The organism is Streptomyces longisporus, from assembly GCF_039532765.1.
Taxonomy (GTDB): domain Bacteria; phylum Actinomycetota; class Actinomycetes; order Streptomycetales; family Streptomycetaceae; genus Streptomyces; species Streptomyces longisporus.
Window position 1 is genome coordinate 34,823 of sequence record NZ_BAAASG010000007.1, and the last position, 20,805, is coordinate 55,627.

A 20,805-nucleotide genomic window follows, 5' to 3' on the forward strand; every position below is an offset into this window, starting at 1 on the left:
CGACGCGCCGCCTTCTCAACTCCCTTGCCGTTCCCTTACGTTCGGGATCATGAGTCCCCCTGTCGCACCGGCCGGCTGGAGCCGCTGGCTGGTTCCCCCCGCCGCTCTCTCCGTCCATCTCTCCATCGGCCAGGCCTACGCCTGGAGCGTCTTCAAGCCGCCCCTGGAGTCCTCGCTCGGCCTCAGCGGAACGCAGAGCGCGCTGCCCTTCCAGCTCGCCATCGTCATGCTCGGTCTGTCGGCCGCGTTCGGCGGCACGCTGGTGGAGCGCAACGGGCCGCGCTGGGCGATGACCGTCGCCCTGGTCTGCTTCTCGTCCGGCTTCCTGATCTCCGCGCTGGGCGCGGCCACCGAGCAGTACTGGCTGATCGTCCTCGGCTACGGCTTCGTCGGCGGCATCGGCCTCGGCATCGGCTACATCTCACCCGTCTCCACACTGATCAAGTGGTTCCCGGACCGGCCCGGCATGGCCACGGGCATCGCGATCATGGGCTTCGGCGGTGGCGCGCTCATCGCCTCGCCGTGGTCCACGCAGATGCTGGAGTCGTTCGGCACCGACAGCTCCGGGATCGCGCTCGCTTTCCTCGTGCACGGGCTGTCGTACGCCGTCTTCATGGCGCTCGGCGTGCTGCTGGTGCGGGTGCCGCGCAGCGAGCGGCCGGTCGAGGGAGCGCCCAGCGCCTTCCAGGGGCCGCAGGTCTCCGCCCGCACGGCCATCCGCACCCCGCAGTTCTGGTGTCTGTGGGTCGTGCTCTGCATGAACGTGACCGCGGGCATCGGCATCCTGGAGAAGGCCGCCCCGATGATCCAGGACTTCTTCAAGAACACCTCCGCCCCCGTGTCCGTCTCGGCCTCGGCCGGTTTCGTCGCGCTGCTCTCCGCCGCCAACATGGCGGGCCGCATCGGCTGGTCGTCCACCTCCGACCTGATCGGACGCAAGAACATCTACCGCGTCTATCTGGGCTTCGGTGCGCTGATGTACGCGCTGATCGCGCTGTTCGGCGACTCCTCCAAGCCGCTGTTCGTCCTGTGCGCGATGGTGATCCTGTCCTTCTACGGCGGCGGTTTCGCCACCATCCCGGCCTACCTGAAAGACCTGTTCGGCACGTACCAGGTCGGTGCCATCCACGGTCGGCTGCTCACCGCCTGGTCCACGGCCGGCGTCCTCGGGCCGCTGATCGTGAACTGGATCGCCGACCACCAGAAGGAGGCCGGCAAGAGCGGCGCGTCCCTGTACGGGCTCTCCTTCATCATCATGATCGGGCTGCTCGTCGTCGGCTTCGTCGCCAACGAACTCGTCCGGCCCGTCAACGCCCGCCACCACATCCCCGCCCCCAGGGAGGAGACCGTCGATGTCGAACGACAGCAGCCAGAGTCCGCCTGACCGGCGCCCGCTGATCGCCTTCGCCTGGCTGTGGGTGGGGGCACCGCTCGCCTACGGGGTGTACGAGCTCGTACAGAAGGCGACGAAGCTGTTCACCGGGTGACTGTTCGGAAAGTGTTCGGGCGTCCGAAGGCCTGACAGAAGCCGACAACGCCGGCGCCCGAATCCTGTCGTCTTGGCTGCCGTCGTACCCGTGAGTCACTGATCAGACTGGTGGATCCCGCTACCCAAGGCAACGAGGGGGACCACCTCAATGAACGGCTCGCGCATCGCCGCTGTCGGCCACTACCAGCCCGCCAAGGTGCTCACCAACGAGGACCTGGCGGGCCTGGTCGACACCAGTGACGAGTGGATCACGTCCCGGGTGGGCATCCGCACACGCCACATCGCCGGACCGGACGAGCCGGTCGACGAGCTGGCCGCGCACGCCGCCGCCAAGGCGCTCGCGGCGGCCGGTCTCGCGCCCCGTGACATCGACCTGGTCCTGGTCGCCACCTCCACCGCCGTGGACCGCTCGCCCAACATGGCCGCCCGGGTCGCCGCCCGGCTCGGCATCCCCTCGCCCGCCGCGATGGACGTCAACGTGGTGTGCGCCGGGTTCACCCACGCCCTGGCCACCGCCGACCACGCGGTCCGGGCGGGTGCCTCGGTGCGTGCGCTGGTCATCGGCGCCGACAAGATGTCCGACGTGACCGACTGGAGCGACCGCACCACCTGTGTGCTCGTCGGGGACGGGGCGGGGGCCGCCGTCGTGGAGGCCGCGGAGGAGCCCGGTATCGGACCCGTGCTGTGGGGCTCCGTGCCCGAGATGGGGCATGCGGTACGCATCGAGGGCACGCCCGCGCGGTTCGCGCAGGAGGGGCAGAGCGTCTACCGCTGGGCCACCACCCAGCTGCCGCCCATCGCCCGCAGGGCCTGCGAGCGCGCCGGACTCGCCCCCGAGGACCTCGCCGGAGTCGTACTGCACCAGGCGAACCTGCGCATCATCGAGCCCCTCGCCGAGAAGATCGGCGCCGTCAACGCGGTCGTCGCGCGGGACGTCGCCGAGTCCGGCAACACCTCGGCCGCGAGCATCCCGCTCGCCTTCTCCAAGCTCGTCGAGCAGGGCGCCATCTCCACGGGGGACCCGGTGCTGCTGTTCGGCTTCGGCGGAAACCTGTCGTACGCCGGACAGGTCGTCCGCTGCCCGTGACCTGCGCGTACGGTCCCATGCGACGCACTCGACCCCCCGTACCCCGGCCCCTGCGCGCCGTAGACTGTAGACGAAAGACAATCCATACTGGCTTTCCGGCTGCAGTTGCTCCGCGCTGCTCAGGAGGGGGACCGACCGATGTTGTCGACAGGACTGCCGCAGGGTGCGGTACCCAAGCTCGAACGGCCCGGCCCACTGCGTGACCGCGTCTACGAGGCGCTCCTCGAACTGATCACCACGCGCGCCCTGCAGCCCGGCCAGCACCTCGTCGAGAGCGAACTCGCAGGCCACCTCGGCGTGTCCCGGCAGCCCGTACGGGAGGCGCTGCAGCGGCTGAACACCGAGGGGTGGGTCGATCTGCGGCCCGCCCAGGGCGCGTTCGTGCACGAACCCACGGAGGAGGAGGCCGACCAGCTCCTCACCGTCCGCACGCTGCTGGAGGCCGAGGCGGCCCGGCTCGCCGCCGCCAACGCGGGCAGCGCCGGCATCGCGGTGCTGGAGGAGCTGTGCGCGGAGGGCGAGAAGGCCGTCGCCGCGGACGACGTGGACGGCGCCGTCACGATGAACGCCCGCTTCCACGCGAAGATCATGGAACTGGCGGGCAACGCGGTCCTCGCCGAGCTCGCCGCCCAGGTCGACCGCCGGGTGCGCTGGTACTACACACCCATCGCCCGCCAGCGCGGGCAGCAGTCCTGGATCGAGCACCGGGAGCTGATCGCCGCCATCTCGGACCGTGACGAGCAGCGCGCCACCCAGCTGATGCGGGAGCACACGGAGCACACCCGGCGGTCGTATCACGACCGTGCGAAGTCCTGAGGCCCCGAGCTTCTGCCGCCGCACCAGCGAGCCTCCACCGCCAGCATTGCCACCAACACGCCCACCAGGGCGAGGAGTTCGGCGACCGCTGAGACGTGGACGCCGATCAGCGTGGCGGCGAGGGCGACCGGTGCCGCGGTGGCCCGGAAGCCGACCGGACGCAGGCGCAGGACCGCGCGGAAGATCACGTCCCCGGCGAGGAAGAGCGCCACGCCGCCCGCGAGGGCCAGCGCCGGCCCCGTGTGCAGGTGCTCGGTCAGGTGGCCCAGCGTCTTCTTCACACCCGCGGCCAGGTAGGCGATGCCGAGCAGCATCGGCAGAAAGGCGTAGTAGTACGCGTTCATCGCCAGACGCCAGCGGTTCGGCGCCGGCGTGGCACGGAACGCATCCTCGGCGACCTCCTCGTCACGCACGAAGTACGTCCACCACAGCGCGATCGCGAGCGCCAGCGAGAGAAAGGCGCCGCCGAACACCCCGGCTGTGAGCGGCAGTCGGCCGATCCCGGTGCCGATCGCGATGACTGACTCACCGAACGCGACGATCAGCAGCAGACCGTGCCGCTCCACGAAGTGCGCCGGGTCCAGGCTGCCCAGCTGAACACGTATGACGGCGGCCGACCGTCCGTCCGCCCTGCCCGGTCCGTGCTCGGCCAGGAGCGGTGTCACGGACTGCAGGACCAGCGCCAGCAGCCACAGTGCGTCCGCGGCCGGCCCGTCGAAGAAGCCCGCCGCCGTCACCGACAGCGCGGCCAGCCCGTTCGGGACGCCGTACCAGATCGCGTCCCGGCCGTGGCTGCGGGTGTAGAGCGCGGTGTGCACGACCACGACCGCCAGGAAGCCCAGCCCGAAGATCACGCCGGTGTCGTCGAAGACACGCGGGATGGCCAGCGCACACACCAGGAAGGCACCCATGCCGAGCATCAGCGACAGGCGGCGGGAGGGCCGATCGGGCGGCACCTGGTTCGTCAGGTACGCGTAGGCGCCGTACATCCAGAACAGCACCACGAAGATCAGCGCGACCCGGCCCGCCGTCGCGAGCGTCAGATCGCCGGCGAGCAGGACGGTGAGCTGGGTGAGCGTGAAGACGAAGACGAGGTCGAAGAAGAGCTCAAGGGTGGTGACCCGGCGGCCTTCTTCCTGCTTCGCGGTGCTCTCCGGCATGGCGATGTCCACGTGTCCCCCCTGGACCGACGTTGATCAGATGGTATGCGGCACCCATGGGTCGAGCGGGGGACGGTGGACGTACCGTCCTTTGTCCTGGGAGTGGAGAAAACAACGCCGCGCCGTCCTGTACGCCCTGCCCCACCTCGTCACAGGCCCGGACGCTCTGGCGGTCGTCGACAAGGAGGCGAACGATCCGCGCTGCGTGCCCGGCGAACTGTCCGCCGAGGACACCGCCCTCGCCGCTCAGCTCAAGCTGGCCGCGGACCACGAACTGCCCGCGCTCGTCCACACCCCGCACCGCGACAAGCTCATCGGCCTGCGCCGCACCCTCGACGTCGTACGACCAGCCGACCCAGTCGTTCACCTTCGCACGCCGCTCCAGCGCTCACCTGCCCTCACTGCGCGAGAAATGCTGACGCAGACATGGGCGCGCACCCGTGAGGCGGCCCTCCCATCCCGGGGAGGGCCGCCTCACGCGCGCGTGCCGTCAACTGTCAGCCCGCGGGCTGCGGTTGCTGAGTCGGCGCATCCGAGCTGCTGCGCCCGGGCTGGCGCAGCAGAAGGGCGATCGCCGCCGCGACCATCGAGACGCCGCCGGCCAGCGCGTACGCCCCGTTGTAGCCCCAGGCCGCGACCACCATGGAGCCCAGGCCGCCGCCGAACAGGCCGCTGACCAGCTTTCCGCTGTACACCAGGCCGTAGTTGCTGGCGTTGTAGTTCTCCCCGAAGTAGTCCGGGGTGAGCGCCGCGAACATCGGGTAGAACGCGCCACCGCCGAAGCCGGAGAGGAAGGCGAAGAACAGGAAGAGCCACTCGCTCTTCATCTCGCCCGCCAGGATCACACCGAACTGGGCCAGTCCCAGGACGACGATGACGAACACCAGGGTCGACTTGCGGCCCCACTTGTCGGACAGCCAGCCCACCACACCGCGTCCGATGCCGTTGATGACCGCCATGACACCCATGGAGGACGCCGCCACCAGGGGGCCGAAGCCGACCTGCTTGGCGTAGTCGACCTGGAAGGAGATCCCGAAGATGGACACGCCGGCGGTCATCACGATGGAGATCCACATCAGGGGCAGCATGCCCGTCCTGATGGCCTCCTTGGGCGTGTACTGCTTCGTCGCGGGCGGGTTCTTGGCGAGGCTCTCCGCGCTCTTTCGGGCCCCGGAGAAAGTCAGCGGGTCGATGTCCGCGGGCCACCAGTTCTTCGGCGGGTCCTTGAAGAAGAACGCACAGCCGAACACCACGATCATGATGTAGCAGCCGATCAGGTCCAGCACGCGGTGGTAGTTCCCGGTGTCGAAGGCGTAGTTGAAGATGAAGATGAACGGCAGCGACCCGTAGGCGAAGCCGCCGTTGACGAAGCCGGTGCGGGCGCCGCGGCGCTCGGGGAACCACTTGCCGACCATGTTGATGCAGGTCGCGTAGACCAGGCCGGCACCGAGCCCGCCGATGACACCGAAGCCAAGGATCGCCGGCCACACGTCGCTCAGGTGTGACAGGGCGAGGAATCCGACCAGGCACATCCCGGAGCCGGTGTACATGGCCTTGCGGGCCGTCAGGATGCCCCTCTCGCGCAGCCAGCCCGCCGGGAAGGCGATGCCGGCCTGGAAGAACACCCAGACGCTGAGGATCCAGAAGGTGTTGGACTGCGTCCAGCCGTGCGCATGGGACAACGTGTCCTCCGCGGAGCCGTACGCGTATTCGAAGACACTGATGGCCATCATGGCGATCCACGGGAGGTACACCATGAGTTTGCGGGAGTGGCCGAGGATGTCCCGGTCGGTCTCGCCGATGCGGTAGACGCGCCCTCGGGCGTCGGTCACTTCACGGTAGGGACGGTTCGCGGCCGTCAGATCGGCCGAGAGCGGGTCTGCTGTCATGCTTGTGCCATCTCCTCGCCGAGCGGGTGCGGGTTGGGGACGATGCGCCGGGCCTTCGGCCGGCCCGGGGACTTCAGGAAGAGCGCCAGTACCGCGGAGGCCAGGCCGATGGAACCCGCCAGCACGAACGCGCCGTGGTAGTCCCACGCGCCGACGACGACCGCGCCCAGGCCGGAGCCGACGAGCCCGGAGACCAGCTTCGAGCTGTAGACCATGCCGTAGTTGGTGGCGTTGTTGTTCTCGCCGAAGTAGTCCGCCGTCATGGCCGCGAACAGCGGGAAGATGGCCCCGCCGCCGAAACCGGAGACCATGGAGCAGAAGAGGAAGAAGGGCATGCTGCCCATCTGGCCGGAGACCAGCACGCCGAACTGCGCCGTGCCGAGCACGATGCAGACGACGATCAGAGTGTTGCGGCGGCCGTAGCGGTCGGAGATCCAGCCGATGACACCGCGTCCGGTGCCGTTGACGACGGCCTTCAGGGACATCGCGGTGGCCACGACCCCGCCCGCGAACCCCATGTCCTTGCCGAACGGCACCTGGAAGGCGATGCCGAAGATATTGATGCCGGCCGTGCACAGCAGACAGAACCACATCATCCACAGGACGGGCGTACGGGCGGCCTCCCTCGGGGTGTACTGCTTGACCGCCGGCGGGTTCTTCTCCAGCGCCCGGCGGATCTTCGGGTCGTCGGTCAGCCTGAGCGGGTCGACGTGCGCGGGCCACCAGTTCTCCGGCGGGTCCTTGAAGAACCAGCCCGCCGAGGCCACCAGCAGACACAGGCCGACGCCCACCGTGGCGAGCACGGTCCGGTAGTTGCCCAGGTCCATGTACGAGGTGAACAGGAAGACGAAGGGCACCGATCCATAGGCGAAACCGCCGTTGACGAAGCCCGTCTTGCCGCCCTTGCGCTCCGGATACCACTTGCCGACCATGTTCACGCAGGTCGCGTAGACGAGTCCGGCGCCGATGCCGCTGCACATGCCGAAGCCGAAATACGCGACGGCCACGTTCGGCGCGTACGCCAGCGACAGATAGCCCAGCATCGTGCCGACGGCGCCGATCATCATCCCCGTACGGGCCGGCAGCCTGCCGCTCTCGCGCAGCTGCCCGGCGGGGAAGGCCACGGCCGCCTGGAAGAACACCCAGACGCCCATCAGCCAGAAGATGTGTCCGCTGCTCCACAGATGCGCCTCGTGGAGCGTGTCCTCCGCCGAGGTGAACGCGTACTCGGCGGAGCTGATGCCCATCATGCCCACCCAGGGCAGGATGACCATCCACTTGCGTGTCCGGCCCATGATGTCGACGTCTGACTCGCCGATCCGGTACACGCGGCCGTTGCGATCCCTCACCTCCCGGTACGGGACGGAGGCCGAACAGTCGGTCGTTGTCATCGTTCAGTGCCCCTTGCGTCGAAAGCTCTGGCCAGCGCCCCCTGTCCAATGCCTTTCGCGTGCGCACGGGTCCCGGGGCCGGCGGACCGCACTGTCGGCCGGCCCCGCGCTTCGCTCACCTCATGAACCGCCCCCCAACAACCCCGCCGCCCGCGCCCACCGGGCTGCGTCACGCCCGGGGGACAACCCCCGGACCCCCGGCCGCTCCAGCTCACGCGCCGGCATCACAGCAGCCCTGCCGCCCGCGCCCACCGGTACTTCGCGCCGAGCACCGCCACCGGCTTCTCGGTCGTGTACGGGTAGGCCACGACCCCTCGCTCGTAGAGGTACTGGCAGGCCTCCTCGACCTCGACATCGCCCGCCAGGGAGGCCACCACGGGCTTCTCGATGCCGCGTTCGCGGAACTCGGCCACCACGCGCGCGGTGAGCTCCGCGAAGACCATCGGGGGAGTGACGATGGTGTGCCAGTAGCCGAGGACGAGCGCGTGGATGCGCGGGTCCTCCAGGCCGAGCCGGATCGTCGCCTCGTACGTCGACGGCGGCTCGCCGCCGGTGATGTCCACCGGGTTGCCCGCGGCCCCGAAGGGCGGGATGAACTTCCGGAAGGCCTCGTCCAGGTCCGGCGGGATCTCCATCAGGGACAGGCCGTTGTCGGTCACCGCGTCGGACAGCAGCACACCGCTGCCGCCGGCCCCGGTGATGATCACGACGTTGTCGCCCTGGGGAGCCGGAAGCACCGGCAACGCGCGCGCGTACTCCAGCATGTCGTTCAGCCCCGGCGCCCTGATGACACCCGCCTGCCTGAGGATGTCGTCGTACACGGCGTCGTCGCCCGCCAGCGCCCCGGTGTGCGAACCGGCGGCCTTCGCACCCGCCGCCGTACGGCCCGCCTTGAGCACCACGACCGGCTTCTTCGGCACGGTCGCCCGTGCGGCCTCCACGAACGCGCGCCCGTCCTTGAGGTCCTCCAGGTGCATCGCGATGCACTCGGTGTGCGGGTCCTCGCCGAACCAGGTCAGCAGGTCGTCCTCGTCCAGGTCCGACTTGTTGCCCAGGCCCACGATCGCCGACACACCCGTCTTCGTGGTACGCGCGAAGCCCAGGATGGCCATCCCGATGCCACCGGACTGCGAGGTCAGCGCGACACCGCCCTTGACGTCGTACGGCGTGCAGAACGTCGCGCACAGGTCCTGCCACGTCGAGTAGTAGCCGTAGATGTTCGGCCCGAGGAGGCGCACGCCGTGCCGCTCGGCGATCGCGACGATCTCCTCCTGGAGTTCGTGCTCGCCGGTCTCCGCGAACCCGGAGGGGATCAGCACGGCGTTCGGGATCTTCTTGCGTCCCACTTCCTCCAGGGCCGAGGCCACGAACTTGGCGGGGATCGCGAAGACCGCCACATCCACCTCACCGGGAACGTCCGTGACACTCTTGTACGCCTTGCGGCCCAGAATGTCATCGGCCTTGGGGTTCACCGGATGGATCTCTCCGGCGAAGCCGCCGTCGACGAGGTTGCGCATCACCGAGTTGCCGATCTTGCCCTGCTCGCTCGAGGCACCGATCACGGCGACCGACGAGGGCTGCATCAGGCGGCGCATGGAGGTGAGGATCTCCTCGCGGGTGTACGTGCGCCGCCGCTTCGGCACCGACTCGGCGAGGATCACGCGGATGTCCGCCGCGACCGCGCCCTCGGGGGTGGCGATCACGGGGTTGAGGTCGACCTCCGCGATCTCCGGGAAGTCCGCGACCAGTTGGGAGACCCGGCGGATCTGCTCGGCGATCGCCCACCGGTCCACGCCCGCCTGCCCGCGCACCCCGTGCAGGATTGCCGCCGAGCGGATCGAGTCCAGCATCGACAGGGCCTCGTCCGCGCTCACGGGCGCCAGCCGGAACGTGACGTCCTTGAGGACCTCGACGAGCACCCCGCCCAGCCCGAAGGCGACGACCTTCCCGAACGTCGGGTCCGTCACCGCGCCGACGATGACCTCCTGCCCCTGTGGGAGCAGTTCCTGGACCTGTACGCCCTCGATGCGCGCGGATGCGTCGTACGCGCGCGCGTTCTCGACGATTTCGTGGAACGCGGCCCGGACGTCCGCGGCGCCCTCGACGCCGACGATCACACCGCCTGCATCGGTCTTGTGCAAAATGTCCGGGGAGACGATCTTCATCACCACGGGTCCGCCGAAGCGCGCGGCGTACGAGACGGCCTCCTCGACGTCGGTCGCCAGTTCCTCGCCGGGTACGGCGATCCCGTACGCGTCGGCGATCACCTTGCCCTCGGGCGCGGTGAGCGCGGTGCGCCCCTCGGCCCGCACGGTGTCGAGGAGCGACCGCACCCTCAGCTCCCGGTCTTCGGCCATCACGTCAGATCACTCCGTTCGACTTGAGCAGGCGCAGTTCCTCGTCGCCGAGGCCGAGTTCGCCGATATAGACCTCTTCGTTGTGCTCGCCGAGCAGGGGTGAACTGGTCACCTCGACGGGGGAGTCGGAGAGCTTGAGCGGGCTGCCCACGGTCGTGAACTCGCCGCGCTCCGGGTGCGGGACGGTGACGACCATCTCGTTGGCGATCAGCGAGTCGTCCTCGATGATCTCCTTGGTGGAGAGGATCGGCCCGCACGGGATGTTGTGGGCGTTGAGCCGCTCCAGCACCTCCCACTTGGGAAGCGTCGAGGACCACTCCTCGATCAGCTGGAACATCTTGTTGAGCTTGGGCAGCCGGGCCTGAGGCGTCGCCCACTCGGGGTCCTCGGCCAGCTCCGGCCGGCCGATGAGCTCGCTGATCGGCTTCCAGCCGACGGGCTGCACGATGACGTACACGTAGTCGTTGGGGCCGCCCGGCGCGCACTTGACCGCCCAACCGGGCTGGCCGCCGCCGGACGCGTTCCCGGACCGGGGAACTTCCGTGCCGAAGTCGTCGTTGGGATATTCAGCGAGCGGGCCGTGGGCCAGGCGCTGCTGATCGCGCAGCTTCACCCGGCAGAGGTTGAGCACAGCGTGCTGCATGGCCACGTTCACCCGCTGACCGCGCCCGGTGTGCTCCCGCTGGAACAGCGCCGCGAGTATCCCCGCCACGGCGTGGACGCCCGTCCCCGAGTCCCCGATCTGGGCCCCCGTCGCCAGCGGCGGCCCGTCCTCGAAACCGGTGGTCGACATCGACCCGCCCATGGCCTGCGCGACGACCTCGTACGCCTTGAAGTCGGTGTACGGGCCCTCCCCGAACCCCTTGATGGAGGCATAGACGATCCGCGGATTGATCTCCTGGATGCGGTCCCAGGTGAAGCCCATGCGGTCGACCGCGCCCGGTCCGAAGTTCTCGACCATGACGTCGGAGCGCCGGATGAGCTCGGTGAGGATCTCCTTGCCGCGCTCGGTCTTGGTGTTCAGGGTGATGCTCCGCTTGTTGCAGTTGAGCATCGTGAAGTAGAGGGAGTCGACGTCCGGGAGGTCGCGCAGCTGCCCCCGCGTGATGTCACCGGTCGGCGCCTCCAGCTTGACCACGTCCGCCCCGAGCCAGGCGAGCAGCTGGGTGGCGGAGGGCCCGGACTGGACGTGGGTCATGTCGAGGACGCGGATGCCTGCGAGGGCCTTGGCGGGCGTTCCAGTCATGCGGGCCACCTCACTTGTACATCGTCTGGTTCATGGTTCCGGGGGCGTACGCGTCCGGGTCGACCCAGACGTTGATCAGCGACGGCTTGCCCGACTCCCGGGCACGCTGCAGCGCCGGGCCGATGTCGGCGGGGTCGCGGACCTCTTCGCCGTAACCGCCCAGCAGTTGCGCGAACTTGTCGTAGTGGACGTCGCCGAGGGTGTTGCCGACCCGCTCGCGCTCCCGGCCGTACTTCTGGGCCTGGCCGTAGCGGATCTGGTTCATGGAGGAGTTGTTGCCGACGATGCCGACGAAGGGGAGGTCGTAGCGGACGAGGGTTTCGAAGTCCCAGCCGGTGAGGGAGAAGGCGCCGTCGCCGAAGAGGGCGACGACCTCCTTGTCGGGCCGTGCCTGCTTGGCCGCGAGCACGAAGGGGACGCCGACGCCGAGGGTGCCGAGCGGGCCCGGGTCCATCCAGTGCCCGGGTGACTTGGGCTGAACGACCTGCCCGGAGAAGGTGACGATGTCGCCGCCGTCACCGATGTAGATGGAGTCCTCGGTGAGGAAGTCGTTGATCTCGCTGACCAGTCGGTACGGGTGGATCGGTGAGGCGTTCGACTTCAGGCTCGGCAGCCGCTTGTCGAGCGCGGTCTGCTCGGCGGCACGCAGCTCGTCGAGCCACTCCTTGCGCTTGGCGGCCCCACCGTCGATGCGCCCGGAGGCGGCCTCGGCCACCGACTTGAGCACCAGCCCGGCGTCGCCCACGATCCCCAGGTCGATGTCGCGGTTCTTGCCCACCGTCCGGTAGTCGAGGTCGATCTGCACGACGGTCGCGTCCGGGGAGAGCCGCTTGCCGTAGCCCATGCGGAAGTCGAAGGGCGTGCCGACGATCACGATGACGTCCGCGTTGGAGAAGGCGTACCGGCGCGACAGCTGGAAGTGGTGCGGGTCGCCGGGCGGGAGGGTGCCGCGGCCCGCCCCGTTCATATAGGCGGGGATGTTGAGGGTCCGTACGAGGTCGATGGCCGCCTCGGTGCCGCGGGTCGTCCACACCTGGCTGCCGAGCAGGATGGCCGGCTTCTCGGCGTGCATCAGCAGATCGGCGAGTTTCTCGATGGCCTCGGGATCGCCGGCCGAGCGGGTCGAGGCGCGGTAGGCGCCGGACTTCGGCACGCGCGCCTTGCTCACCGGCACCTTGGCATCCAGCACGTCACGCGGGATCTCCAGGAAGGAGGGGCCCGGCGCGCCGTGGTAGCACTCGCGGAACGCCATGGACACCATGTCCGCCGCGCGGGCCGTGTCCGGCACGGCCGCCGCGAACTTGGTGATCGGCGTCATCATGTCGACGTGCGGCAGGTCCTGCAGGGACCCCATCTTGTGCTGGGTGAGGGCCCCTTGGCCGCCGATCAGCAGCATCGGGGACTCCGCGCGGAAGGCGTTGGCGACACCGGTGACGGCGTCCGTCGTGCCCGGGCCGGCGGTGACGACCGCGCAGCCGGGTTTGCCGGTGAGGCGGGCGTAGCCGTCGGCGGCATGGGCGGCGACCTGCTCATGGCGGACGTCGACGACCTCTATGCCCTCATCGACGCAGCCGTCGTAGATGTCGATGATGTGGCCGCCGCACAAGGTGTAGATGCGGTCGACCCCCTCGGCCTTGAGTGCCTTGGCAACGAGATGACCACCGGAAATCACGTCCTGGGTGTCGTCGGGCATGGCGAAGTCCTGTCCCTTCGTAGGGGTTCGAACTGCTCTCGCGGTACATTGCATACAGTCGACGAATACTGTATGAACCTTGTTATCCCGCATCCAGTGGGCGGTGTCCAGGGGGCGTGCGGCACTTTTGAGTCAGGAGCCGAAATGGACCTGTACGAACACCAGGCAAGGGAACTCTTCGAGGAGCACGGCATCGTGGTGCCGAGGGCCGAGGTCACCGACTCGCCCAAGGAAGCACGTGAGATCGCCCGCAGGTTCGGCGGTCGCGTTGTCGTCAAGGCGCAGGTCAAGACCGGTGGACGCGGCAAGGCCGGCGGTGTGAGGCTCGCCGCGGACCCGGCCTCCGCGGAGCTCACCGCACGTCAGATTCTCGGCATGGACATCAAGGGGCACACGGTCGGCAAGGTGATGCTGGCTCAACCGGTCGACATCGAGAGCGAGTTCTACGTCTCCTATGTGCTCGACCGCGCGGCGGGCCGCTTCCTCGCCATCGCCTCCGCCGAGGGAGGCATGGAGATCGAGGAGGTCGCCGCAAGCCGGCCGGAGGCGGTGGCCCGCATCCACATCGACCCCTTCGAGGGGGTCACCTCGGCGAAGGCGAACGAGATCGCCGAGGCGGCCGGACTGCCCGCGCAGACCGCCGACGTCCTCGTACGGCTCTGGGAGGTCCTGGTCCGCGAGGACGCCGTCCTCGTCGAGGTCAACCCGCTCGTACGGACCGTGCAGGGCCAGATCCTCGCCCTCGACGGCAAGGTCACCCTCGACGACAACGCCCGCTTCCGGCAGGCCCGTTGGGGCGCCGAGGGCGTGGAGCACGACGACCCGCTGGAGGCGGCGGCCGCCGCCAAGGGCCTCAACTACGTCAAGCTGGACGGCGAGGTCGGCATCATTGGCAACGGCGCGGGCCTGGTCATGTCGACCCTCGACGTCGTCGCGGGCTGCGGCGCCCGCCCGGCCAACTTCCTCGACATCGGCGGCGGAGCCTCCGCCCAGATCATGGCCGACGGCCTCGCGGTCATCCTGTCCGATCCGGCCGTCAGGTCGGTCTTCGTCAACGTATTCGGTGGGATCACCGCCTGCGACGCGGTCGCCGAGGGCATCGTGCAGGCCCTGGACAGCGTGCAGCTGACCAAACCTCTGGTCGTGCGGCTCGACGGCAACAACGCCGCCCGCGGGCGCGCCATCCTCGACGAGCGCGCGCATCCGCTGCTCCAGCAGGCCACCACCATGGACGGCGCCGCCGGCCGTGCCGCCCAACTCGCCACCAGCGGCTGAAGGAGCCCGACATGGCCATCTACCTCACCAAGGAGAGCAAGGTCCTCGTCCAGGGCATGACCGGCGGCGAAGGCATGAAGCACACCCGACGCATGCTCGCGGCCGGCACGAACGTCGTCGGCGGAGTCAACCCGCGCAAGGCGGGCCGCACCGTCGACTTCGACGGCCGCGGCGTCCCCGTCTTCGGCTCCGTCGCCGAGGGCATCCACGCGACCGGCGCCGACGTCACCGTCGTCTTCGTGCCGCCCGCCTTCGCTAAGACGGCCGTTGTCGAGGCCGCCGACGCCGGCATCGGCCTCGCGGTCGTCATCACCGAGGGCATCCCCGTCCACGACACCGTCGCCTTCCACGCCCACGCCCAGGAGAAGGGCACGCGCGTCATCGGCCCCAACTGCCCGGGACTGATCACCCCCGGCCAGTCCAACGCGGGCATCATCCCGTCCGACATCACCAAGCCGGGCCGCATCGGCCTGGTGTCCAAGTCCGGCACACTCACCTACCAACTCATGTACGAACTCCGCGAGATCGGCTTCTCGACCTGTGTCGGAATCGGCGGCGACCCGGTCGTCGGCACCACCCACATCGACTGCCTGGCCGCCTTCCAGGACGACCCCGACACCGATCTGGTCGTCCTCATCGGCGAGATCGGCGGCGACGCCGAGGAACGCGCCGCCGCATACGTCCGTGACCACGTCACCAAGCCCGTCGTCGGCTACATCGCCGGTTTCACCGCCCCCGAGGGCAGGACGATGGGGCACGCGGGCGCGATCGTGTCCGGCTCCTCCGGCACCGCACAGGGGAAGAAAGAGGCTCTGGAGGCCGCCGGGGTGAGTGTGGGAAACACACCGACCGAGACGGCGAAACTCGCGCTCGCATGTCTCGAACGTGGGCGCGCGTCCGCTCATAGTTGATGTGAGGCGACTGTGGCGCACCACCGCGTGCGTCACGGCGTCCTTCGTACGACGTCCGCGCACGGCAGTGCGAGCCGGCGCGCGACGAGCCATGCACCCCCCGCCCCCGACTGTGCACCGAGAGCGGAGAAACCCCTATGGCAACAACCCTCACCCTCAAATCAGGCACCTCCTGGGCCCACGCCTGGCAGCGCTGCCTGTCCGTCGCCCCGGAGGCCTTCCGGGACGATCGCGTCCTCAACCTCTGGAATTCCGCCTGGCAGGCCGACGGCCGGGCCCTGCCCGCCAGCAGCCCTGTCGACGGCAGCCCCATCGCCGGCCCGCCCCGCCTCGACCGCGACACCGCACACCAGGCCGTGCGCGCCTCGCTCGACCAGCACCGCGCCTGGCGGCACGTCCCCCTCGACGAGCGCCGCGCCCGCGTCGCGGCCACGCTCGACGCCCTCACCGAACACCGGGAACTGCTCGCCCTGCTCCTGGTGTGGGAGATCGGCAAGCCCTGGCGGCTCGCGCAGGCGGACGTCGACCGGGCCATCGACGGCGTGCGCTGGTACGTCGACGGCATCGATCCGATGCTCGACGGGCGCACCCCGCTGGACGGCCCGGTGTCCAACATCGCGAGCTGGAACTATCCGATGAGCGTGCTCGTTCACGCCATGCTGGTCCAGACACTGGCAGGCAACGCGGTGATCGCCAAGACCCCGACCGACGGCGGCCTCGCCTGTCTGACCCTGGCCTGTGCGCTCGCCGCCCGCGAGGGGATCCCCGCCACCCTCGTCAGCGGCAGCGGGGGCGAGCTGTCCCAGGCGCTGGTACGGGCGCCCGAGATCGGCTGCGTCTCCTTCGTCGGCGGCCGGGACACCGGCGCGGCGGTCGCCACGGCCGTCGCCGACCTCGGCAAGCGCCATGTGCTCGAACAGGAAGGACTCAACACCTGGGGCATCTGGAACCACTCGGACTGGGACGCGCTCACCGCGGTGATCCCGAAGCTCTTCGACTACGGCAAGCAGCGCTGCACGGCGTACCCGCGCTTCGTCGTCCAGCGGCAGCTGTTCGACGAGTTCCTGGCGGCGTACCTCCCGGCAGTGCGCACGCTGAAGGTGGGACACCCGCTGGCGGTCGAGCACGCCGACGACCCGTATCCGCAGCTGGACTTCGGGCCGGTCATCAACGCGGCCAAGGCCAAGGAACTGCGCGACCAGGTCGCCGAGGCCATCGACCGGGGCGCGGTCCCGCTGCACCGCGGCAGCGAGTCCGACGGCAGGTTCCTGCCCGGCCAGGACACCTCGGCGTACGTCCATCCGGTGACGCTCCTCAACCCGCCGCCGTCCTCACCCCTGCACCACGCGGAACCGTTCGGCCCGGTCGACAGCATCGTCCTGGTCGACACGGAGGCGGAGCTGCTGGCCGCGATGAACGCGTCCAACGGCGCGCTGGTGGCCACCCTCTCCACGGACGACAGGGCGACCTTCGACCGGCTGGCCCCGCAGATCCGGGCCTTCAAGGTCGGCCACGGCAAGCCGCGCTCCCGCGGCGACCGCGACGAGCTGTTCGGCGGCTTCGGCGCGTCCTGGCGCGGCGCCTTCGTCGGCGGCGAGCTGCTGGTGCGTGCCGTGACCCGGGGCCCGGCGGGAGAGCGGCTGCCGGGGAACTTCCCGGACTACCACCTCATGCCGTGACAGACGCTCGGGTGGCGCCCCCAGGGGCGCCACCCGGCGATCACCTCGGCATGGCGCGATCCCGCTGAAGGTGCCGCGCTGGACCTCGCGGCCGTAGTCGTGCGGTCACCTCGCGTGGCGGGCTCTGCTGCCCGCGCCCGGCCGTCCGGAGCCGCTGCCCGAGGGGCGGATATGCAGGTGAAGGGCACTCCGAAAGCTTGGTATTGTTGTCCATGTCGCCGCGGGGAACACCCCCGGCCAGGCGGCAGACACCTGGTCCGGGTGGCGGAATGGCAGACGCGCTAGCTTGAGGTGCTAGTGCCCTTTATCGGGCGTGGGGGTTCAAGTCCCCCCTCGGACACTCGCTACAGCGATACGCGGACAAGGGCCGCGACCTTACGGTCGCGGCCCTATCTGCGTGTTCGTAACTGATCGTGATCCCGAAGGCTTCGTAGAGTGGGTTCTTCTTCTCTTTCCTTCTTTCGAGTGGCGGCAGGTGGCGTGTCGAGCTTCTTGCGTGCCGCCTGCTTGTCTGCCTGCGCTTCGTTGATCCATTGAGTGACGACGGCGGGGCAACGGATCGGACAGGGCCCACTTGGGGTCCGTTTTTGACGTATGCGCATCAAGTTGCACTCAAGTCCTGGTGATTCTTTTGTTTTTCCTGTGGAGAGGCTTTGCTTCTCGTGTTGATCTCGGGACCTAGCGTGATGATTAGCGGGGGCCTTGACCGACCTATGCCTCCGCTCTGATGCGCACTCAAATCGCTCCGATCCAGGAGTCTTGAGCGGTTTGAAGGGGAGGGGGAGGCACATCGTGGCGAGGACGACGAGGTGGAGACACGGCCGGGCCGCGTGGAGTGGCCGGCGGATCCGTCGTACGGCGGTGGTGACGGCCGGGGTACTGATGGCGGGACTGCTGCCCGCCTCGGTCGCCACGGCGGCCCCTTCGACGCAGCGGCATGTGACGGTTCCAGCCGCTCCCCGTGACAAGCGGATCCCGTTCACCTACGCCACACCGAAGCGGCACTCCGCTCCCAAGCGGTTCAGGCACTTCGATCCCACCGGGCACGCGAAGCTGCGCTCGGACGCAACCTCCTCATGGACCTCGAGGACGCTGGCAGCAAGGCCAAGTTCCTCATCCGCGACCGCGACTCAAAGTTCACGGCCGCCTTCGACGACCTGCTTGCCGACGCAGGACTGAAGGTCGTCACCACCGGCATCCGGATACCCCTAATGAACTCGCTCACGGAGCGGTGGATACAGACATGCCGCAGGGAGCTCCTCGACCGCACCTTGATCTGGAACCGGAGCCACCTGCTCCACTCACTCCGGGAGTTCGAGGCCCATTACAACCAGCACCGGCCGCACCGAACGCTGAAGCAAGCCGCTCCGTTCCGCCCGCTACCCGAACCGAGCAGCCTGCCAGAGACGAGCAGGGACCTGGAGGTGCGCCGACGGGACCGGCTGGGTGGAACCCTACGTGAGTACGAACATGCGGCTTGACCAGGCCGGATGATTAATCGGCACCCGCAGGTCCCGCTCCCCGTGGCGCCCGAAGAGGACGACATCTGTACTGGCCCATACGAATGATTCACCAGCGCCGCAGGGTGAACGATGGCACTGTGTGGCCCGAGTCGGCGGTCGGCGGCCGCGCGCGACCCTACGTTGACTCGTGTGACGCTGAGTTACGCCTTTGTGAACCTGAAGCCCGGAGTGGGAAAGACGACCAGCGCGGTCTGGTTGGCCCACGCACTTCACGAGTTGGGCATCCCGCCGTTGCTGGTCGACAGTGACCCCGCTTCCTCCGCGTTGCGCTGGAGCGAATTGGCAGGTGGCTTCCCGTTGCCCGTGGTCGCCCTGCCGGTGGGCGATGTGCACCGGCGCGTGAATGACTTCCTGGGCGAGCGGCAGGCCGTCGTGTTCGACGCTCCGCAGATGGAGGACCACTCGCACATCGCCCGCAGCATCATGAGATACGCGAGCGAATGGATCGTGCCGGTCACTCCGGCCCCTATCGAGCTGGACCGCATGGCGCCCATCGGGGGCGAGATGGGCGACGTACAGTCCCTGCGCGCCCACCCGGCCCACGCCGCCGTCCTGCTGAACCGAACGAACCGGGCCGACGCCACGCGGACCGGTCCCGACGCCGACGCCCGCGAAGCTCTCACCGAGCGGGGTTTCGACGTGCTGTCCACCCACATCCCGCGGCTCGACCTGTACGCCCAGTCATTCGGAAGTCCGGTGGTGGCCAAAGGCTCGGCGTACATGGATCTCGCAGAAGAACTCGTCAAGCGACAGGACACGGCATGAACCAGCGCAAGGACACCTACCGGGCCGCATTGCAGCGCGGCCCGGAGGCGGTCGTACCGCGTCTCGTCGAAGTCGCTCGGCTGGACACCCGATACGTCCGGGTGAGCGTCGAGCTCGACACCGGCCTGCCGCGTGACCTCGTGCAATGGGCGAGGTCACCGGTGGCCGCGATGATGCGGGCAGGCGCCGCCGCACTGCGACCCCCGAGGAGCGACCCGTAGGCCGGATGACGCAGTCGTGCGTGCACAGGCCTCCGCTCGCCCACTGGTTTTGACTGCGTTGGTGGCCTCGTTGGATGGCGGAGGCCAGGAAGTATGCGTCCGCTAGATGCCGGTTCTCATGGGGAGGCAGTGAGAGCGCCCGGCTCTTGGAGCTTGAGCCGCCCCTGCGCCGGCACGAGCGTATCGTCAGTGGTCGACTCGCCCCTCGGACACCAGTGAGGGACGATCACGAGATCGTCCCTGTACTTTCACGAATTACCGGTCGAGTCACGTTACTCGCCGGTATTTCGTCGTTTCTGGGCCAAGGGGCAGGCCGACGCAAACCCGCCGCACCTTCATGAAGCAGACGATCAGTTGGGAGGTTGTGGGGTCGGCGACGCTGAGGCAGTAATCGCTGCCGATCGACGCGGGGCCGGTTTCGCCAGCTCCACGTTGAACTGAGCGCCGATCAAGAGGGCCAGATTGGACAGCCACAACCAGACGAGAAAGACCACCACGCCCGCCAGTGAACCGTACAGACGGTGGTAGGTGCTCACATGCGAGGCGTAGAGGGTGAAGCCGTAAGAGATGGTCAGCACAAGCGCGACCGCCAGCCCACCACCCGGCGCCATTTTCCGCACCCGTCTCGAGGGAGCGGGACCTGACCGGTAGAGCACCAGGACCAGGGCGACCGCCACCGCAGCCAGGGCGGGCCAGCGCAACGCGTCCCACGCGGTCTGGGGGACGGTGCCCAGGTCGAAGGCCCGGCCCAGGCGCCTGGCCAGGCTTCCGCTCACCAACAGCGCGAGGGTCGTGGTGAGCAGGAGGCTGATCAGTACGATCGCCGTGATGACGATACGCGGGGCGGTGCGCCATGCCGGCCGGTGTGCGTCGGCGCGATGGATCGCGTGCAGGGCCCTGCGGAAGACACTCAGATAGCTGCAGCCCGACCACAACGCCCCCGCGACGCCGAAGAAGACCAGCATCCAAGCCGCGGACGACTGTTGGGTCATCTGCAGAAGAGCATCGCGCAGCAGCCCGCGGGAGGTGAGCGGGACGACCCCGGTCACCCGGTCGATCACCTCAGGCGTCGTAGCGGGCATGGTCAGCCCCAGAACCGAGAGAATCACCAACAGGACGGGGAACAGGGCGAGAACGGCGTAGTAGGTCAGAGCGGCGGCCCAGTCGGTGACGTCATCGTTCCAGACCGCCACCGGTGTGCGGCACAGCGCCGCCCACCACTCTTGCTTACGGCCGTCAGTGTCATCCATGATCGTCTCTTCCCGCAGGGATTGACCGGGCATCCTCATAGCTGCCCGCCCAT

The 20,805-nt window shown here is 68.9% G+C and carries 16 protein-coding genes, 1 tRNA gene and 2 pseudogenes; 12 read left to right on the forward strand and 7 right to left on the reverse strand.

Annotation, left to right across the window (positions count from 1 at the left end; translation table 11 throughout):
• Window positions 1-49 precede the first annotated feature (49 nt).
• The 4 genes from ABD355_RS11740 (at window position 50) to ABD355_RS11755 (ending at window position 3,392) form a co-directional block, all read left to right on the forward strand.
• Window positions 50-1,384 (forward strand): OFA family MFS transporter, encoded by a 1,335-nt coding sequence (locus ABD355_RS11740; protein ID WP_344400148.1) that lies wholly within the window; start codon window positions 50-52, stop codon window positions 1,382-1,384.
• Complete coding sequence (locus tag ABD355_RS11745) at window positions 1,353-1,487, forward strand: MFS transporter small subunit (protein ID WP_266962832.1); 135 nt, start codon at window positions 1,353-1,355, stop codon at window positions 1,485-1,487. The genes ABD355_RS11740 and ABD355_RS11745 overlap by 32 nt, the downstream gene beginning before the upstream one ends.
• A 150-nt stretch (window positions 1,488-1,637) precedes the next feature.
• Complete coding sequence (locus tag ABD355_RS11750; RefSeq protein WP_344400150.1) at window positions 1,638-2,576, forward strand: beta-ketoacyl-ACP synthase III; 939 nt, start codon at window positions 1,638-1,640, stop codon at window positions 2,574-2,576.
• A 138-nt stretch (window positions 2,577-2,714) separates the two neighbouring features.
• On the forward strand, window positions 2,715-3,392 hold the full coding sequence (locus tag ABD355_RS11755) for a GntR family transcriptional regulator (RefSeq protein WP_344400151.1): 678 nt from the start codon (window positions 2,715-2,717) through the stop codon (window positions 3,390-3,392).
• Here ABD355_RS11755 and ABD355_RS11760 read toward each other — a convergent pair.
• A complete protein-coding gene (locus tag ABD355_RS11760; RefSeq protein WP_344400152.1) occupies window positions 3,371-4,552 on the reverse strand; it encodes a low temperature requirement protein A in 1,182 nt (393 codons plus the stop codon). The genes ABD355_RS11755 and ABD355_RS11760 overlap by 22 nt on opposite strands.
• A 91-nt stretch (window positions 4,553-4,643) precedes the next feature.
• On the opposite strand from ABD355_RS11760, the pseudogene ABD355_RS11765 reads away from it, so the two are divergent.
• A pseudogene (locus ABD355_RS11765) lies at window positions 4,644-4,907 on the forward strand (TatD family hydrolase); the annotation flags it as partial.
• A 142-nt stretch (window positions 4,908-5,049) separates the two neighbouring features.
• Here the strand turns inward: ABD355_RS11765 and ABD355_RS11770 are convergent.
• The 5 genes from ABD355_RS11770 to ABD355_RS11790 all read right to left on the reverse strand — a co-directional run bounded on the left by ABD355_RS11770 (window position 5,050) and on the right by ABD355_RS11790 (window position 13,128).
• On the reverse strand, window positions 5,050-6,441 hold the full coding sequence (locus ABD355_RS11770) for an OFA family MFS transporter (protein ID WP_344400153.1): 1,392 nt from the start codon (window positions 6,439-6,441) through the stop codon (window positions 5,050-5,052).
• Window positions 6,438-7,832 carry an OFA family MFS transporter gene (locus tag ABD355_RS11775; protein ID WP_344400154.1) on the reverse strand — a complete coding sequence of 465 codons (1,395 nt, stop codon included), beginning with the start codon at window positions 7,830-7,832 and terminating at the stop codon, window positions 6,438-6,440. The genes ABD355_RS11770 and ABD355_RS11775 overlap by 4 nt, the downstream gene beginning before the upstream one ends.
• Before the next feature lie 224 nt (window positions 7,833-8,056).
• Window positions 8,057-10,189 (reverse strand): acetate--CoA ligase family protein, encoded by a 2,133-nt coding sequence (locus ABD355_RS11780; protein ID WP_344401177.1) that lies wholly within the window; start codon window positions 10,187-10,189, stop codon window positions 8,057-8,059.
• Between the two features lie 4 nt (window positions 10,190-10,193).
• The gene (frc, locus tag ABD355_RS11785) at window positions 10,194-11,435 is read right to left on the reverse strand and encodes a formyl-CoA transferase (protein ID WP_344400155.1); all 1,242 of its coding nucleotides are present in this window, start codon (window positions 11,433-11,435) and stop codon (window positions 10,194-10,196) included.
• A gap of 10 nt (window positions 11,436-11,445) precedes the next feature.
• Window positions 11,446-13,128 (reverse strand): thiamine pyrophosphate-binding protein, encoded by a 1,683-nt coding sequence (locus ABD355_RS11790; protein WP_344400156.1) that lies wholly within the window; start codon window positions 13,126-13,128, stop codon window positions 11,446-11,448.
• A gap of 144 nt (window positions 13,129-13,272) precedes the next feature.
• On the opposite strand from ABD355_RS11790, the gene sucC reads away from it, so the two are divergent.
• The 7 genes and pseudogenes from sucC (at window position 13,273) to ABD355_RS11825 (ending at window position 19,502) form a co-directional block, all read left to right on the forward strand.
• Window positions 13,273-14,403, forward strand: coding sequence for an ADP-forming succinate--CoA ligase subunit beta (gene sucC, locus ABD355_RS11795; RefSeq protein WP_344400157.1), 1,131 nt, complete (start codon window positions 13,273-13,275; stop codon window positions 14,401-14,403).
• 11 nt (window positions 14,404-14,414) lie between these two features.
• A complete protein-coding gene (sucD, locus tag ABD355_RS11800; RefSeq protein WP_344400158.1) occupies window positions 14,415-15,314 on the forward strand; it encodes a succinate--CoA ligase subunit alpha in 900 nt (299 codons plus the stop codon).
• A gap of 137 nt (window positions 15,315-15,451) precedes the next feature.
• Window positions 15,452-16,993 (forward strand): aldehyde dehydrogenase family protein, encoded by a 1,542-nt coding sequence (locus tag ABD355_RS11805; protein ID WP_344400159.1) that lies wholly within the window; start codon window positions 15,452-15,454, stop codon window positions 16,991-16,993.
• 255 nt (window positions 16,994-17,248) lie between these two features.
• Window positions 17,249-17,333, forward strand: a tRNA-Leu gene (locus tag ABD355_RS11810).
• Between the two features lie 712 nt (window positions 17,334-18,045).
• Window positions 18,046-18,474: pseudogene (locus ABD355_RS11815) on the forward strand (integrase core domain-containing protein); the annotation flags it as partial.
• A gap of 171 nt (window positions 18,475-18,645) precedes the next feature.
• Window positions 18,646-19,281, forward strand: a complete 636-nt coding sequence (locus ABD355_RS11820) for a nucleotide-binding protein (protein WP_344400160.1) — start codon at window positions 18,646-18,648, stop codon at window positions 19,279-19,281.
• Window positions 19,278-19,502: a hypothetical protein gene (locus ABD355_RS11825; protein WP_344400161.1), complete on the forward strand. Its 225-nt coding sequence runs from the start codon at window positions 19,278-19,280 to the stop codon at window positions 19,500-19,502. Before ABD355_RS11820 ends, ABD355_RS11825 begins: the two co-directional genes overlap by 4 nt.
• Window positions 19,503-19,852: 350 nt before the next feature.
• On the opposite strand, the gene ABD355_RS11830 is transcribed toward ABD355_RS11825, so the two are convergent.
• On the reverse strand, window positions 19,853-20,785 hold the full coding sequence (locus ABD355_RS11830) for a YihY/virulence factor BrkB family protein (protein WP_344400162.1): 933 nt from the start codon (window positions 20,783-20,785) through the stop codon (window positions 19,853-19,855).
• Window positions 20,786-20,805: the final 20 nt, after the last annotated feature.

Excerpts from the sequence above, each read along its gene's own strand:
- ABD355_RS11770 (WP_344400153.1), bottom strand. The coding sequence starts at position 6,441 with ATGACAGCAGACCCGCTCTCGGCCGATCTGACGGCCGCGAACCGTCCC.
- ABD355_RS11740 (WP_344400148.1), top strand. The coding sequence starts at position 50 with ATGAGTCCCCCTGTCGCACCGGCCGGCTGGAGCCGCTGGCTGGTTCCC.
- ABD355_RS11780 (WP_344401177.1), bottom strand. The coding sequence starts at position 10,189 with ATGGCCGAAGACCGGGAGCTGAGGGTGCGGTCGCTCCTCGACACCGTG.
- ABD355_RS11830 (WP_344400162.1), bottom strand. The coding sequence starts at position 20,785 with ATGCCCGGTCAATCCCTGCGGGAAGAGACGATCATGGATGACACTGAC.
- ABD355_RS11775 (WP_344400154.1), bottom strand. The coding sequence starts at position 7,832 with ATGACAACGACCGACTGTTCGGCCTCCGTCCCGTACCGGGAGGTGAGG.
- ABD355_RS11755 (WP_344400151.1), top strand. The coding sequence starts at position 2,715 with ATGTTGTCGACAGGACTGCCGCAGGGTGCGGTACCCAAGCTCGAACGG.
- ABD355_RS11805 (WP_344400159.1), top strand. The coding sequence starts at position 15,452 with ATGGCAACAACCCTCACCCTCAAATCAGGCACCTCCTGGGCCCACGCC.
- sucD (WP_344400158.1), top strand. The coding sequence starts at position 14,415 with ATGGCCATCTACCTCACCAAGGAGAGCAAGGTCCTCGTCCAGGGCATG.
- ABD355_RS11790 (WP_344400156.1), bottom strand. The coding sequence starts at position 13,128 with ATGCCCGACGACACCCAGGACGTGATTTCCGGTGGTCATCTCGTTGCC.
- ABD355_RS11760 (WP_344400152.1), bottom strand. The coding sequence starts at position 4,552 with ATGCCGGAGAGCACCGCGAAGCAGGAAGAAGGCCGCCGGGTCACCACC.
- ABD355_RS11750 (WP_344400150.1), top strand. The coding sequence starts at position 1,638 with ATGAACGGCTCGCGCATCGCCGCTGTCGGCCACTACCAGCCCGCCAAG.
- frc (WP_344400155.1), bottom strand. The coding sequence starts at position 11,435 with ATGACTGGAACGCCCGCCAAGGCCCTCGCAGGCATCCGCGTCCTCGAC.
- ABD355_RS11825 (WP_344400161.1), top strand. The coding sequence starts at position 19,278 with ATGAACCAGCGCAAGGACACCTACCGGGCCGCATTGCAGCGCGGCCCG.
- ABD355_RS11745 (WP_266962832.1), top strand. The coding sequence starts at position 1,353 with ATGTCGAACGACAGCAGCCAGAGTCCGCCTGACCGGCGCCCGCTGATC.
- sucC (WP_344400157.1), top strand. The coding sequence starts at position 13,273 with ATGGACCTGTACGAACACCAGGCAAGGGAACTCTTCGAGGAGCACGGC.